This is a genomic window from Roseovarius sp. B08, assembly GCF_051417955.1.
In the GTDB taxonomy this organism is placed as follows: domain Bacteria; phylum Pseudomonadota; class Alphaproteobacteria; order Rhodobacterales; family Rhodobacteraceae; genus Roseovarius.
In genome coordinates this window covers 469,728-484,843 of the sequence record NZ_JBPRLW010000001.1, presented here as the reverse complement: position 1 = coordinate 484,843, position 15,116 = coordinate 469,728, and the positions used below count along the sequence as shown (strand labels likewise).

Below are 15,116 nucleotides of genomic sequence, written 5' to 3'. Positions count from 1 at the left end.
GTTCCACGCCGACCTACAAAAAGTAGCGCCGCGTCTCTGCGTACCGAGATCGCAGCAAACGTCAGGTACTCGGACCTCCGGTTCCAGATGAACCGGATTGGCCACGCTTTCACTGGAAGCACCGATCAACACGACGTTCCGCCGCCCATGCTTACCCGCCTCGGTGACCTATCTCGATGAGGCGTCACGGCCTCGAAACCGATGAGCACTACCATGCGCCGGATCGACAGCGCACAGAGCGGCAACCGGATCGTGACGCGCGGCTGCGCGTTGCTGCGCCCCGGGGTGTTGTCACACCCGGATACCGGGGGGATCCTGTGGCACACGCTGAAGCGGAGCTGACCGCGATCGGATTGCCGCGGCGGAAACATTTCCACGATCTGGCTGTTCGCGATCATACGACGAATGGAAAACCATCAAAGGAAAAAGACCATGCCTGCAGAATCAAAAGCTCAACAAAAGGCCGCCGGGGCTGCCCTCGCCGCAAAACGGGGTGAAATGGACAAGAACGACCTGACCGGCGCCGCCCGCGAGATGTATGACTCCATGTCGGAAGATCAGCTCGAAGACTTCGCAAAAAGCGACCGGAAGGGAAAGCCGGAGCACAAAGGCTGACCGGCATTTGTCTACGCGTTTGCCATACCGCTCACGTCATACAATCAAGCAGGTGGCCGCGACGGCGCTCCGTAGAATCCCGGCGAAGATTCGCGGCTGTCCTGCATCGGCCCGATCAGCGCGGCCACGAGATCGAAAGATGACACGTGAAGCCCTCATTCGGCGACGCGTTGCTTACGGCAGGAACATACGAAGCGTTGCGTTGTTCTTGAAGGACAACAGGCAGTGCGGTGCAAGCCGCTGCCCGTCCCCCGGATACCGAGAGGAGGTGCCCCAGATGCAACCGGAAGACCTGAAAGCCCTCTACATCAAAGAATTGCAGGAAGCCTGCTCCTTTGAGGCGCAATTCTCCGAGGCGCTGCCCCGCTTCGCCGAAAAGGCCGAGAACACGGCGCTGCGCGATTACCTTTCGGAGGAGATGGCCCTCGCGCAAAAACACGGCGAGCAGCTCTGCGGACTGCTCGAGGTGCATGATGTCAAAGATGAAGACCACACTGATGGCTCCATGCAGGCGATCCTGCGCGAAGCCCAGGATTGGGCCGAGGCCATCGCCAGCCCGGCCGTACGCGACGCAGCCCTCATCGCCTCACTTCAGCGGATGCTGCATTATGCTATGGCAGTCCGCGGCTCACTGGCGAGCTGGTCCGATCAACTTGACCTCGAGGACAAACACATCCTCAAAAGCGCTGTCGAGGAAGCGCATCGCGCCGACGGCCGCCTGACCGAGATCGCCCGAGGACTCGTCAACCGTGAGGCCGCTTGAGCGGGAACCGGAGATGGCCCTCTTCACGATCTTCGGCGGAACCGGATTTCTCGGCAGTCGCATTGTCAGACAGCTTTCAGCAAGTGGCCACCGGGTCCGCGTTGTCGCTCGAGATCCGGGACAAGTCGAAGAAACCGCGAAACTCACGCCGGTAGAGGCGGACATCCGGCGACCCGAAACTATCGGCCCGGCCCTGGAGGGTGCCGACGGCGCGGTCAACGCGGTCAGTCTATACGTGGAGCAGGGCGCGACGACCTTCGAGGCCATCCACGTGAAAGGCGCCGCGCGTCTGGCGCAGGAGGCTAAGGCGGCCGGGCTTTCGCACTTCATACATGTTTCGGGCATCGGCGCCGACGCGACCTCGAACGATCCCTTCATCCGGTCGCGCGGACGGGGCGAGGCATCTGTCCGGGCCGCCTGCCCTTTTGCCACCCTAGTGCGACCCTCGGTCATGGTCGGGAAGGACGATGCGATCCGCGCCACAATCCTTGGCGTCACACGGCTGCAACCCTTCTTCCCCCTCTTCGGACAGGGTGAGACCCGTCTCCAGCCTGTGCACCGTGACGATATTGCAAAAGCCATCGCGAAGCTGCTGACGATGAAGCGGCCAGCTCCGCTCTACGAACTCGGGGGTCCACAGGTCTACACCTACGCCGACCTCGTGCGCCGCATCGCGGAGGCTGGCAGCCGGCGTGCCTGGCCTTTCCCATTGCCTTTCGCCGTATGGCAGCGTCTCGCCGCCCTCGCCGAGCGCCTGCCCGCCGCGCCGCTCACCCGGTCGCAGGTGGCCCTGATGCGCAAGGACAATGTTGCCGATCAAGCTCTGCCCGGCCTGACGGATATCGGAGTCGCTCCGACCGATATCATCGCCGCCTCCTGACATGGTACGGACCCGGTTCGGACTGTCTGAGGCATCAGCGGGAACATCCCGTTCCAGCACGTGTGTTCTCCAACGCAGCAAAGGCACATGGAATCCTTCTCGCTCTTGCGGGCTGTCATCAACCCGTGCTGCTGCGCCACAGCCAGATGCCGGCGATAATCAGTGCGATCAGGATATATCCCGCCGCCACCACCATCCCATCGCGCCCAAGGAGACCGACAGCGAAGACCGCCACCGGCAGACCAATGAGCGGCGTTGCCACCGGGATCGCTCCCAGTATCAGAAGAGAGGCTCCGGTCACGATCAGCAGCACAGCGATCAGGGACAGAGAGATATTTCCATTGGAGAGCATTTCCCATCTCGGGTGCAGGTGTCGCCTGATCCAGTCGGCCGCAGGCCGAATCTGCTGGGTGGCGGTCCGGATCCGTTCGGCGTTTATTTTGCGGCGTCCTAGAGGTGCCGGCATCCAAAGACCCTTACGTCCGAGAAGCATTTGAAGTCCGATGATTGCGACTATGACGCCGAGCGCGCCACCGATACCGGGGATCATGCCGATCGGCAGGATCATGAAGACGGCGGCAACCATCAGCAGCGGGGCGTGACCCTGCGCGCCGATTTCGCGTGTCAGGCAGGCAATGCTCACTACTTCTCTGTCCTGCGCCAAGTCGTGGAGCCGCTGCATGAGGCGCGGAACGGCCGGCGGGCCGTCAGTGTGTCCGACATCAGGGCTTGAGGTGCTCATGATCATCCCGTCGCTGACCGGTTCAAGGCCAAAACCGGCGGCAAGGGAAATTGTTCCGCCGCAAACTGCCGAGAGCCTGCTGAAGCTCGTCAATGCCGATGTCGTTCGTGCGATCCAGCTTGCATCGGCCGAACGTGACCGCGATCCGCCGGATTACTTGTTGGCCCTTCGGCGGGTGCGGGCCACTCCACGCGTCGGGCATTGCCGATCAGCGCCAGAACCGAGTAAAGCGTGTATTTTCGGATCATCGCCGTGTCTGATAAGCGTGGCCGTTCGGTTTTCGCCATCGGGTCTCGCCTCTATTGGCGTCAGACACTTTATACAGAAAGCAATCCGTTCGATCTGTTCAGATCAACCCGTTCGCCCGCCACCTCTGCGACCCGATCAGCTTGACCTGTCGCATCGATCCGCAGCCACTCGATCGTGCCGGCGTCTTTTTTCATCTGCTCGCGGACGACTGCAGCATCGGCATCGGAGGCATCACCTTGACGGTGCTCGACCCGCGCCATCAAGACCTCAGCAGGGGCGTCGAGCCATAAACCGGTGAAGGTCAGGTTCAATGCATCGGCAAGGGCCCGTGGCCGCAACCGGTCGGACGGCGAAAGAAATGTTGCGTCGAGTAAAACGGTATGACCGGCGGCCAAGAGTGTGGCGGCGCGCTCGATCAGGCGTTGATACACCTTGTTTCCAGAAGCCGGGGTGTAGGATCGCTCGGGCAATGCCTCACGCGTCGCCACTCCCGCCAAGGCCTTACGCTCCAAATCACTGCGTAAATGTACTGCACCAGGTATTCGCCCCAGCCGCGGGGCCAGAAGCCTGGCAATGGTGGATTTACCGGTACCAGACAGTCCGCCGATGGCCAGCAGCCTTGGTTCGGATGTTTTCACCGCCCTGATCGCCGTGCCGAGATATTCCTGCGCCTCGGCCTGAACCTTTTGCCTTTCATCTGACCCGGTCTGAACTGTAACCATTGCCCGGATACCGGCACGAAGCGCGACAAAGACCGGTAGTGCTGCAAGGCCGGCATCCTCACGTCCCGAGTTGGCAAATAGCCAGCGATTGAGCACGATGTTGGCTTGCCGTTCCAAGCCACTATGCAGGAGGTCCATCACGAGAAACGCCAAATCGTAGAGCACGTCACAAGTGCCGAGTTCTTCATCGAACTCCAGCGCATCGAAAGGCACTGGCTTTCCATCGATCAACACCAGATTACGTAGATGAAGGTCTCCATGACAGCGCCGCAAATGGCCGGCCTCTGAGCGAGACCGCAGCAATGGGGCCACGTTCTCAAACTCCGTCCAGATACTACGAGAGAACTCCTTTACCCTTTTTGCCCCCAGTTCGTCGTGCATGGATGCAAAGGCTCGCTCGAGTTCCTCCAGTATGGCTCGGATCCGGTCAGCTCCATCTCCTTGTCGCTGGGGCGCACTCGCATGATAGTCTGCGATTGCTGTTCCCAAATCCTCTGCCAGTGCATCATCCAATTCACCACGCCCCGCCACGGCCGACAGCTCGTTTTCCTGCGGAAAGCGTTTCATCCTAAGGACCCATTCCACAGGCTCGCCTGTTCCGCCGAGCGTCAGAGTATCGGCGTCCCGGGTGATCGGAACCACGTCGCGATAAATCTGAGGCGCTGTCGGCTGATTGAGCTCGAGTTCACGCCGAAGCATTTTCTCGCGCTTCGCCAGACTGGAATAGTCAAGATAGTCGTAGCGAACCGCCTTTTTGACTTTCAGCGCGGTGTCACCCGAAAGGAAGATGTGTGCGCCATGGGTTTCGACGTGATCCGTTTCGCGATCATCGTCGGAACTGGAGAGGAAAGAAATCACCTCATCCTGTGTGTTCTCTTTCATGCCGGTCCCCTCCCCTTTCGCTCCTTCAACTGCAACTTCCCCGCTGGACTTACGTCCCATGCTTGGGAACCGCCGATCACACAGCTTCCGATCTCGCGTTCATTATTCATTTTCTCAAAGCCACATCCTTTGAATTTGAGGATCATTCGGTCCTGGAGGGAGGCTCGACAAGTGTTTCCACTTTTAACGCATCTGACCGAAATGGGTTTCAAGTCGATGTTCCATCACCTCAATCCGCGCACTGCGGTACACGGATAGAAATCACCCCTCCGGCCTCAGAGATCTTTGCCGTCGACGAACTCGTTGTCCGGCACCTGAACCAGACCCGGGTTTGCCGGAGGCTCCAATTCTTGAACAGATGAAGCATTATGAGAGAGACGTCGAACAAGTATTCCCCCCCGAAACTGGCGCCGTTCCCTCTCGGTGCTCAGACAGCGAGAAATCCTAGCTGTGGCCATGCCGGTCCATACGTGCCGTCGACATTGGCAAAGGTTCACGCGAACCAATTTCGCGCCAGCGCGTTTATTGGCAACATGAATCCAGCACCGACGGGATGGAATGCAGCCCGTAAGCGAAGCAGAAAACGCGAAGAAAAGCACCGTCAAAACGAGATCAATTCTCGTGCCCGGGCGCAATTGTTGTGCCGTATCGAAAGCGCATCATGCTGCGGTGCTGATAGATGGTGCTGCCTATTTTGCCGCCCTCCATTCCAGCCTCGGGCGCGCGCGAAAGTCGATCATTATTGTCGGCTGGGATTTCGATGCCAGTACTTGCCTTCGTCCCCAAGATGGATCGCAGGCGCAGCCACTGGGCGATCTGCTCAGGGGACTGGTCGAGAAACATCCCGACCTCCACATTCGGATTCTGATCTGGAGCCTCGCGACGCTTCATGCCCCAAGCGCAGTACGGCCTCTGCTTTTCGGTGCCGATTGGGCGGCGCATGAGCGCATCCACCTGCATCTCGACACACATCACCCGGCATATGCATCGCATCATCAGAAGATGGTCATCATCGACGACGCCGTCGCCTTCATCGGCGGTATGGATCTGACCGTCGAACGGTGGGACAGGTCCGGGCATGCCCTTGACGATAGCCTGCGAAGACGCCCCAACGGGAGAAGCTATGAACCTGTGCACGATGTCCAAATGGTCCTGGACGGGCCCGTGGTCTGCGATCTGGCAATCATCGCCCTTGAACGTTGGCGCGACGCAACAGGGGAGACACTGTCGCCGCAGAGGTGCGGCGATTGTTGGCCCGCGGCGGTTGCCCCCGACTTCGCGGATGTCAGCGTTGCGATCTCGCGTACGCAGCCGCGTTTCAAGGGCCAGTCCGAAGTCGAGGAGGCCGCAAAGCTGACTGACGATCTCATGCGGGAAGGGCAAAAGGCCATCTACATCGAGACGCAGTATTTCACCGGACAACGCGTGGGAAGGCTTGTTGAGGATCTGCTCGCGCGGCCAGAGGGTCCGCAGATCGCGGTCATTTGCACGCGTGTGGCCAACGGCATGGTGGAACGATTCATCATGGGGGCGAACCGGGAGCGGCTGCTTCGCCGACTGAAGGCCGCTGACAGGTATGACCGGCTACGTGTCTATTACCCGGTTGCCGACAACGAGGAACTGCATCGCCTGCTGATCCACTCCAAGGTAATGATCGTCGACGACAGGTTCCTGCGGATCGGATCCGCAAACCTCAACAACCGTTCCGTCGGGCTGGATACCGAATGCGACGTGACGATCATTGCGCAAACCTCACATCAACGCCAGACCATCTTGCGGCTACGAGACACCTTGCTGGCCGAACATCTTGGCGTGACAACGGATACCATGCATCAGGCAGGGGCACGCGGCGAGTGCCTCTTAGAGGCAATAGAGTCGCGAATACACGAGGGGCACTCCCTGCGTCCCATGATCGTCACACGGGGCGCGACACGACCCGTTCCCGGCACCTTCATTCTAGATCCCGAACGGCCATTTCGATTCACTGGCGCGCTCTACGCGGTCTGGTCGCGACTGGCCGGACGATTGTCGGCGCGGGCCAAGATCAGTTCAGAAAAGCCTAGCGTCACCAAGCCGAGGCAGAGGGGGATGAGAAAATAGACGAAGCGAAAGATCAAAACGGCCCCGATCACCCCTGTGCCCGGAAGCAGGTAGGCCAGAACAGCCTCGATTACGCCAAGCCCGCCGGGAACATGCGTGACCAGCGTCGCGACATTGGCGCTCACATAGGCGGAAGCCACCGGCAGATAATCGATATCGGCGAAGGAAAGGACTGCCTGATGAAGTGCCGCCGCCACAAAGGCAAAGTTCAGCGGACCGATGACGATCTGTGCAAGCGCCAGTTTCAGTGGCGGCATCCTGACCTCGCGGCCGCGGATGTTGATGGTGCGCCCGAAGAAGGCCGACATGGCAAGGTAAACGACGGGAAACGCGATTGCCGCCGCAGCCACCAAATTGACGATGGCGCGGTCGAGACCCAGTGCCTCGATCACCAGAACGGGCGCGATCAGCAGGGCAATACCGCCGAGGATGGCAAGGCCCAGACCGACCGTCATGCCACAGAATACAATCAACTGTGCCACTTCACTGCCCCGCAGCCCCCAGCGCGAATAGTATCGATAGCGAATGGTACCGCTCGACAATGCGGCAAATCCCAGCGTGTGCCCGATCGAAAGACTGGTAAACGAAGCGATCGCAGCCTGCCGGTACGACAGTGGACGCCCGACGTAGCGCAGTGCCAGCCAATCGAATCCGGTCAAGGTCAGATAACTGAGCGCGGTAAAGGCCAGTGCCACAAGCAGCCGACCCGAAGACACCGACGTGACCGCGTCTACCAATTCGGGCCATTCATAGCGCGACAACGTGCGGTAAAGCAGGAAAACCGCAAACGCGGTCACAGCAGCAGCGAGGACATATCCAAGCCAGCGGCGTTTGCACGACGCGGTTTTGCGACCTTCGTTCCCGGGTTTGTTGTTGGTTGGCAAGACTGTTACTGCTTCCGCTGTTTCGCTGCTTCAACGCACGGTATCCGATCATTGATCCTCGGAAAGAGGATTTTGTCATGCGGGGATCGGCACGCAACCGGACGTCGCGTTGAGGCATGACCAATTCTGCGCTCTCGACAATCCGCCTCATGACTTGGAACATTCATGGCGGAGTGGGCTCCGACAGACGCTACGATCTGCGGCGCGTGGTCGACTTGGTCCAAAAACATCGACCACAGATCGTCGCCTTGCAGGAGGTCGACACTCGCCGGGGGGGCACCGATGAACCTGACGCCTACAAGTTCCTGAACGACGAACTAGGTCCGCACGCGCATGTCAGGCGTCTGATCCGCACCCCGCAAGGCGATTATGGTCATGCCCTGATAAGTCGTTGGCCGATGTCGTCTGCCCGCTACCACGACATCTCCTACAAACGGCGCGAGCCCCGCGCCGCGATCGATACTGTGGTGCACACTCCGCAAGGCTCGCTGCACGTCGTGGCGGCCCATCTTGGTCTGAGCAACCGGGAACGGCGCCACCAGGTCCTGAAACTCGCGCGGATCGTCCGCAGTGGCGGCGATTTCACGGTGCTGATGGGCGATTTCAACGACTGGATCGTCCGGGGCGCAGTGCGTCAGGCCCTCGACAGGCTGTTCCCCGGGCACAGCTACCTGAAAACCTTCCCGGCCTATTTTCCGATCTTCTCGCTGGACCGCATCTATTGTCAGCCAAGATCGATGCTGCGTCGGTGCTGGACCGACCGCTCGGCCAGATTTGCCTCCGATCACCTACCAGTCATCGCTGATCTAAACCTAGGATAGGGTCGCGCGTGCAGTGTCTCGTTAACCTGGCTGGACGTTCTGGTAGACGACGCCGCCCAATAGATGCGTTAGGATAAGCTGAAATACATCCTCGATGAGGAGCAAGAGATGACCTGCAAGCGGTGGCGCCGATCATGAACTATGGGCGATGCGATCATCAATAACGCATCGATCAAGTCCGACACCACCTTCGTGATGCTCGCCGATCTGCTGTGGAGCCACTCCACCGGCGCCCGGTAGAGCTCATCGGCGACATCCAATGATCTGACCGACCAGCCGCCAGCGGCGCGGGGATGAGCGGGGCAGACGGGCCTAACCCGCCGGACGGGAATGTCCTGCCCCTCGACCGCCTGCCGCAATCAAACGGAAGCGGCAGGAACAAACCCGGACGACGCCTGTTCCCGGTATACGCCGATTTGCGTGACTGCCAAATGCTAGAGGAATATATTATGCCGAGATCCTATGACGATATGACCGAAGAAGAGGCCCGCGAGGCCCTGTCGCGACGGCACCACCCCGAAGCGCGAGAAACGCCCGAACGCAGAGCTTGGATGGACCAGTACGGGTACGGCCCTGCCCCGACGTTCGATGCTTATGGCTGGCCCTTCCTCCCGCCCGCCTATGGCGAAGCTCCCTATGGTTATGGGCCTCGTCGCCCCGGTCCGATGCCGCGGCGCGGTGCCGGATACGACGACACGTCAGAGCGGGACTTCATGGACCGGGCCGGTGACGAGATCGCCTCTTGGTTCGGAGATGATGCGGCAGCGGTCCGCCGGGAGGCGGATCACCGCGGGCGCGGTCCGCAAGGCTATGTGCGCTCGGATGTGCGGATCGAGGAAGACATTCACGACCGCCTTACCGATGACCGCCACGTCGATGCCCGCGAGATCACCGTCAGCGTCAAGGACCGCGAGATCACGCTCGATGGCACCGTGGATTCGCGCCGCGCCAAGCGCCGCGCCGAGGACTGCGCGGACAGCATCTCGGGCGTGACGCACGTGCAAAACAACCTGCGCGTTCAGCCGCCGGAGGGCACATGAAGGCACGAAATGTGAACGGCGGGGGTCCCGAACGGCCGCCGTGGAAACATGATCGAAGAGCACCACATGATCCATTCAGTCGGACATAGTCATCGCGCCCCGCTCCTGGGGCTTGTCATTACTACGACACTGGGCATTGCGGGCACCGCGGCCGGAAGCGGACAAGCAGGCAAGCTTCATTAGCATTGATGGGACAGAGACTGGGACCGCCACACTGACCGGCACCAACCCGGCGATGCCGGCAGCCGCATCGCACGCGCCGTCACGGGATGACGTCTAAGACAACATTCTCCGGCAGTGGGCACTTTGCGCTCGGTGCCGCGGTGGATGGCCTCACCGGGCTGCCGAGCACGCGCACCGGGGTGAGACTCCTCGGTGAGCTACGAAGCTCGGGATATCGCCAGTTGCGGCTCCTCGTCGGCCAGGGGATCGTTCGGTGCGCGCGATTCCAGATCGGCCACCACCATCGCCCGGGCGCGGTTCAGGCGGCTCTTGACCGTTCCCATCTCCACACCGAAAAATTCCGCCGCACCCTTATAACTTTCGCCGAGCATCACCACGACAATTAGAATCTCCCGGTAATGTCGTGGCAGGCGTTCGACTGCCTGCATCAGTTCACCGCCCCTGACCCACCATTCCTGAGTGGCCGGCGTCGACATCGTGGCCGAGACACAATCTTCTTTACCGGTGGTCGAGCGTTTCGATCTCGCGATGTTGTTGAGAAACGTGTTGCGCATGATCGTCATCAGCCAAGCGCGCAGGTTAGTCTCGGGCCGGAAACTGTCGATCTTGCCGATCGCCTTGACCAAGGTGTCCTGTACCAGGTCGTCGACATCTTCGTGGCGTCGGGTCAGCGCCCAAGCATAGGACCGCAGCGCCGGTATGAGATCGACAATATCATTCTTCGTGGACACGCGCGCCCAATCCTTCCCATGCCATGGACTCAATGCGGAGCGGGGAGGTCGGGTTCCTGTGGCAGGGGACATGGGCGGCGAACCGCGCAGCTAATCGGGAAGGAGACGCCGACCGGTCCGGCAATCGGCAGACCTTTCAGCACGACCAGAAACCGCCGTATGCGACCCTCGGCCCCGGGTCGAGGGTGAAGGTCAGCCGATCATCAAAGCGCCATGCGTCCACCGAATCGATTGCAATCTCGAGCTCCTCGGTGGCGAAGCCCGCGCCCCCTTGGCCGCCATCTAGGGACAGGATCACGCCGTTCAACAGCACCGTTGCCTCGCCCCCGTCCTCATTGGCCACCAGGATTGGTTCTTCGGTGCGGGTGCGGCGAAAGGAGCAGGTTTGCCCGGCGGGAACAGCCTCGTCGGAGAGCGGGGCGAGATCGAGTTCGGCCAGCAGTGTCGTATTCAGCGCGTTCGAGAGCGTGCCGCGCTCTGGCGCCGGATCTTCGTAGACCTCTTGCACGACCTCGCCCGCTTCAAGATCGTCGATCAGGGCGCGCATTTCGGCAATCTCCTGTTTCTGGGCGCCAGAGATGGCCTGCGCGAGCTTGGCAACGCGGGCGTCTTCTATTCCGGCCCGCTCCGAAGTAATGATGGCGATGGAGTGGTGGGGGATCATCGCCCGCATGTAACTTTCGCCACTCACCGTGGTCTGGCTGCGCACCAGCCAGAGCGACAGTCCGAACACCGCGATGCTGCCTGCCAGGATGCCGATGTTGAGGGCGCGGCTGGGATACATGGAGGCCATGAAACCCATCATCACGAAGGCCATGGTCGCCCCCATGAGAATCGCCATGTACAGGCGCGTTTCACTGAAGAAGACATGCTCGAAGGCATATGTGTTCAGGTACATCAGTACGAACATCACTACGGTGGAGGTCAGGATCATCAGGGCGAAACGAGTATATGTCATGGTGGCTCCGAACCTATCTCTTACTCAACGTCGTCATGGGGCGGATCGGTTCCGGAAGGGGCCTGCCGGAACATTTCAGAGGCGGGTCTGTTCAGAAGGGACGTCAAGTTTGAAGAAAAGGAGAAAACCCATGCCTGCCAAATCGAAAGCACAACAGAAGGCCGCGGGCGCCGCGCTGTCCGCCAAGCGCGGTGAGACCGACAAGAGCGAGTTGAACGGCGCCGCGCGCGAGATGTACGACTCCATGTCCGAGAACCAGCTAGAGGACTTTGCCGGTTCCGACCGAAAGGGAAAACCCGAGCACAAGTCCTAACGGCACGGCCTGGCGATCGGTACCGGGTGGGATGGACGTTCAACTTTGTGCCCAAGCCTTAAGCGCCTCTAGGGGCAGAGGTGGAAACCGCATACCAACCGGGAGGGGTGCGCTGCGAGATCGTTTTCAAGGTAGGCAATTAGTGGTTGCGCGGTTCCGAGACCGTAAACAAATATCCTTTCAGCTCCGACCGCCGCGTCATCCCATCTATTCCTATGAGCGAATTTCGTTGAAAAACTGGCGCTTGTGCAGACCCACTTTTAGCAGATAGCGACACCGGTGCTAACAGTCCAATACTGTTTGACGACAAAGGCCAAATCCTTGTCGCTGAACGGCTTCTGAATTACTGAACACCGTTCAAACTCTTCGGCTGCAAATGCACTGCGGCCAGTGCAAAAGATGATAGCAAGTTCGGTTCGTAAAGCTCGAGCACGATGGGCGACCTCCTCACCCGACATGTCTGGAAGCCCCACATCCACGAGCAGGATATCGAAATCGTCTGCCTCAAGCGCCTTCAGCGCCTGACCGCCTGTCGCCGCTTCGAAGACCTCAGCGCCCATGCCCTCGAGCATGGCGACCGTGTCCATCCGGATCAGTGCTTCGTCCTCGCACACGAGAATTCTGCACGTATCCGCGGTCGCTGGTGAGGCTGAAACCTCCGCCTGTTTCTCGCTATAGCGGGCATCGTTTTTTGCATCAAGAGCTTCACGCACCTTCAAAGCGAGTTCGTCCGGGGAGAACGGCTTGCTCAAGAATCCCACGTCTGCATCTACGCGCCCTTCCCGAATGATGGCGCCACGTGAATAGCCTGAGATGAACAGGACTGGCATGTCGCCCTGGCGAGCCAGCAAAGCGTCGACCATTTCTCTGACGCCAATTTCGCCTGGCATCACGACATCAGAGATGACCATATCGAGTGCATCCTTTTCCGCGATCTCCAACGCCGCGTCCGGGTCCGGTGCGGTGCACACCGAATAGCCGAACTCTTCCAGAATGGCGGCGGTCGAATCCCTAACCTCTGGATCATCCTCCACGAGCAAAAGGGACTCGTTGCCGCCAGGCACAGTCCCTGCATAGCGCGACCGGAGAGGTTCGACTGGGCGCTCGGACCTTGGAAGCGAGAGGATGACAGCGGTTCCCGCGCCGGGCTTGCTCTCGATCGTCACTCGACCCCCGGATTGTCGGACGAACCCGTAGATCATTGAGAGTCCGAGACCGGTCCCCTTGCCGACAGGTTTCGTGGTGAAGAATGGCTCGAAGACATGGTCGAGTGTCTCGGCAGGTATCCCTGGCCCATCATCGATGACTTTCAGCTCGACGTAGTCGCCAGCAGACATTTCAGCGTCCTCCGCGAGGTCCTGCGCGGTAAGACGGCGGTTCGAGAGGTCGATCCGGAGGCGCCCCCGCCCGGCCAGTGCGTCGCGTGCGTTCATCGCGAGATTCAGTACGGCGTTCTCGGTGCTGTTGGCATCCACGAACGCGGGCCAAAGGTCATCGGGAGCCTCGACCTCGAGAGCCACGCCCTCGCCGATCGCGCTGCGTAGTATCTGGCCCATGTTTAGCAGCAGTTCACGCAGATCGAGCGGTCTGGGCTGAAGCGCCTGACGTCGGCTGAAAGCGAGCAGCTGGGAGGACAGACCGGCTCCGCGGGTAACCGCGTTCATGGCGGCCTCGATGCGCGCCTGAGCCGGGGAAACGTCGGGTATTTCGCGGCGAGCCATCGAGAGGCTCCCTGATAGCGCCTGAAGGATGTTGTTGAAATCATGAGCGACTCCGCCCGCAAGATTCCCGATCGCTTCCATCCGCTGGCTCTGACGCAGCCTACCATGCATCTCTTCCAACTCGCGGTTGCGTTGATAGACGCGGGCCTCCAGCGTGGCGTTCAGCTCAGCTAGTTGCTCGGACATCGCCTTCTGGTCGTCGATGTCCGAGTTGGTCCCGACCCAGTGTAGGACCGAACCGCGATCGTCGAGAATCGGGGTGGCCCGCACGAGATGCCAGCGATACGCGCCATCGGCCCGGCGGATGCGAAACTCGGACTCGTAGGCGCTTCGCTCCTTGACGGCCTGTTCCCAGATCGCGACAACCCGCTCGCGGTCGCCCGGGTGGACCACGGAGACCCATCCTGCGCCACCAAGGTCAGCCTCGTACCCGCCCGTATAGGCGTAGAGCTGATCGCTCAGCCAGTCGAGAGCTCCGTCCGGCCGCGCAGTCCAGACATGCACGGGCATCGTCTGTGCCATCGTACGAAACCGCTCCTCGGCTTCCCTTAGGTTGCTCTCGGCAACTGCCTGAGCGGTAACGTCGTGGCCCTGAACGAAGATGCCGATCGTGCTGCCGTTTGCGTCTGTCAATGGCTGATAGACAAAATCGATGTATACGCGCTCTGCGGGATCGCCGGCCGAACGTCGTAGATTGATTTCCGCCCCCTTGAGCCTGATCGGCTCGCCCGTGCTGTAAACCTGATCGAGAAGCTCAAAGAATCCTTGCCCCTCGATCTCCGGAAAGGCGTCGCGAACCTTTCTGCCGATAAGGTCTCTTTGCCCAACCACCTGCATGTAAGCGTCGTTGACGATCTTGAACTCGTGTTCCGGTCCGGTCAGGATCGCCATGAAACTCGGCGCCTGACCAAAGATCATCCGAAAGAACTCCGCCGCGGAATCCAACTCGAGGTTCTGCCGCGTAACGTGGTCTGCCCGTCGCAGTAGATCGGCGAGGTCAGGCGCCGATGAGGCGCCAGGACGTGCCCGATCATGGAGTGCTGTCACGTCTTGCGTGTTCTGCAGAATGAATTCAACCTCGCCTCCGGCCCCACGGATCGGAGTATGAGTGGCACTCCAGTATCGCTCCACCAGCCTTCCGTCAGGGCTCGCAATCGGATAGGGAATGAGGGGGAGGTGATCGGTTACACCGTCTTCCAGAACCCGTTTAAACGACGCGCGAAGCATGCGGCCCGGCTCGCTCTCCGGGTCGGAGGGGAACTCCTCGAACATTGCGCGACCAACGATGTTCTCGCGATTGCGACCCGTCGCATGAAGGTAGGCGTCGTTCGCCCAGACCATCCGCAGGTCGTGATCCAGCAATACGAATGGCGACGGAGCGGCCAGGAAAAGTTTCTCGAAATCATGATTCATCAGTTGCAAGTAGCATATCTGGAAAGGCGGCACGAGGTCTCCTTGCCAACGCGCTGATCCCTATCCTTTGCCTTCATCTTTTGACACTTTTGCCAACCT

At 60.3% G+C, this 15,116-nt stretch carries 14 protein-coding genes; 8 read left to right on the top strand and 6 right to left on the bottom strand.

The window, feature by feature from the left end:
• The first annotated feature begins 201 nt into the window (after positions 1-201).
• The 4 genes from ACSQ76_RS02410 (at position 202) to ACSQ76_RS02395 (ending at position 2,258) form a co-directional block, all read left to right on the top strand.
• Complete coding sequence (locus tag ACSQ76_RS02410; RefSeq protein ID WP_437155312.1) at positions 202-342, top strand: hypothetical protein; 141 nt, start codon at positions 202-204, stop codon at positions 340-342.
• Positions 343-432: 90 nt separating this feature from the next.
• Positions 433-615: a DUF3008 family protein gene (locus ACSQ76_RS02405; RefSeq protein WP_437155311.1), complete on the top strand. Its 183-nt coding sequence runs from the start codon at positions 433-435 to the stop codon at positions 613-615.
• A 277-nt stretch (positions 616-892) separates the two neighbouring features.
• Positions 893-1,378 carry a ferritin-like domain-containing protein gene (locus ACSQ76_RS02400; protein ID WP_437155310.1) on the top strand — a complete coding sequence of 162 codons (486 nt, stop codon included), beginning with the start codon at positions 893-895 and terminating at the stop codon, positions 1,376-1,378.
• Positions 1,379-1,391: 13 nt separating this feature from the next.
• Positions 1,392-2,258 (top strand): complex I NDUFA9 subunit family protein, encoded by an 867-nt coding sequence (locus ACSQ76_RS02395; protein WP_437155309.1) that lies wholly within the window; start codon positions 1,392-1,394, stop codon positions 2,256-2,258.
• 118 nt (positions 2,259-2,376) lie between these two features.
• Here the strand turns inward: ACSQ76_RS02395 and ACSQ76_RS02390 are convergent, their stop codons facing one another.
• Together ACSQ76_RS02390 and ACSQ76_RS02385 are read right to left on the bottom strand one after the other, a co-directional pair.
• Positions 2,377-3,093, bottom strand: a complete 717-nt coding sequence (locus ACSQ76_RS02390; RefSeq protein ID WP_437155308.1) for an exopolysaccharide biosynthesis protein — start codon at positions 3,091-3,093, stop codon at positions 2,377-2,379.
• 224 nt (positions 3,094-3,317) lie between these two features.
• Positions 3,318-4,853 carry an AAA family ATPase gene (locus ACSQ76_RS02385; protein ID WP_437155307.1) on the bottom strand — a complete coding sequence of 512 codons (1,536 nt, stop codon included), beginning with the start codon at positions 4,851-4,853 and terminating at the stop codon, positions 3,318-3,320.
• Positions 4,854-5,411: 558 nt separating this feature from the next.
• Between ACSQ76_RS02385 and ACSQ76_RS02380 the strand changes: the two genes are divergently transcribed.
• Entirely contained in the window at positions 5,412-6,953 is a 1,542-nt protein-coding gene (locus ACSQ76_RS02380) for a phospholipase D-like domain-containing protein (protein WP_437155306.1), read from the top strand.
• Here ACSQ76_RS02380 and ACSQ76_RS02375 read toward each other — a convergent pair.
• On the bottom strand, positions 6,848-7,837 hold the full coding sequence (locus ACSQ76_RS02375) for a lysylphosphatidylglycerol synthase domain-containing protein (protein WP_437155305.1): 990 nt from the start codon (positions 7,835-7,837) through the stop codon (positions 6,848-6,850). The genes ACSQ76_RS02380 and ACSQ76_RS02375 overlap by 106 nt on opposite strands.
• Before the next feature lie 116 nt (positions 7,838-7,953).
• Between ACSQ76_RS02375 and ACSQ76_RS02370 the strand changes: the two genes are divergently transcribed.
• A complete protein-coding gene (locus tag ACSQ76_RS02370) occupies positions 7,954-8,658 on the top strand; it encodes an endonuclease/exonuclease/phosphatase family protein (RefSeq protein WP_437155304.1) in 705 nt (234 codons plus the stop codon).
• A gap of 449 nt (positions 8,659-9,107) precedes the next feature.
• Positions 9,108-9,698 (top strand): BON domain-containing protein, encoded by a 591-nt coding sequence (locus ACSQ76_RS02365; RefSeq protein WP_437155303.1) that lies wholly within the window; start codon positions 9,108-9,110, stop codon positions 9,696-9,698.
• Positions 9,699-10,078: 380 nt separating this feature from the next.
• Here ACSQ76_RS02365 and ACSQ76_RS02360 read toward each other — a convergent pair whose 3' ends face one another.
• On the bottom strand, positions 10,079-10,612 hold the full coding sequence (locus ACSQ76_RS02360) for a sigma-70 family RNA polymerase sigma factor (RefSeq protein ID WP_437155302.1): 534 nt from the start codon (positions 10,610-10,612) through the stop codon (positions 10,079-10,081).
• 136 nt (positions 10,613-10,748) lie between these two features.
• Positions 10,749-11,570 (bottom strand): DUF305 domain-containing protein, encoded by an 822-nt coding sequence (locus ACSQ76_RS02355; protein WP_437155301.1) that lies wholly within the window; start codon positions 11,568-11,570, stop codon positions 10,749-10,751.
• Between the two features lie 130 nt (positions 11,571-11,700).
• Here ACSQ76_RS02355 and ACSQ76_RS02350 point away from each other — a divergent pair, with 130 nt between their 5' ends.
• The gene (locus ACSQ76_RS02350; protein WP_437155300.1) at positions 11,701-11,883 is read left to right on the top strand and encodes a DUF3008 family protein; all 183 of its coding nucleotides are present in this window, start codon (positions 11,701-11,703) and stop codon (positions 11,881-11,883) included.
• Between the two features lie 260 nt (positions 11,884-12,143).
• On the opposite strand, the gene ACSQ76_RS02345 is transcribed toward ACSQ76_RS02350, so the two are convergent.
• Positions 12,144-15,050: a response regulator gene (locus ACSQ76_RS02345; protein ID WP_437155299.1), complete on the bottom strand. Its 2,907-nt coding sequence runs from the start codon at positions 15,048-15,050 to the stop codon at positions 12,144-12,146.
• Between the last annotated feature and the right edge of the window lie 66 nt (positions 15,051-15,116).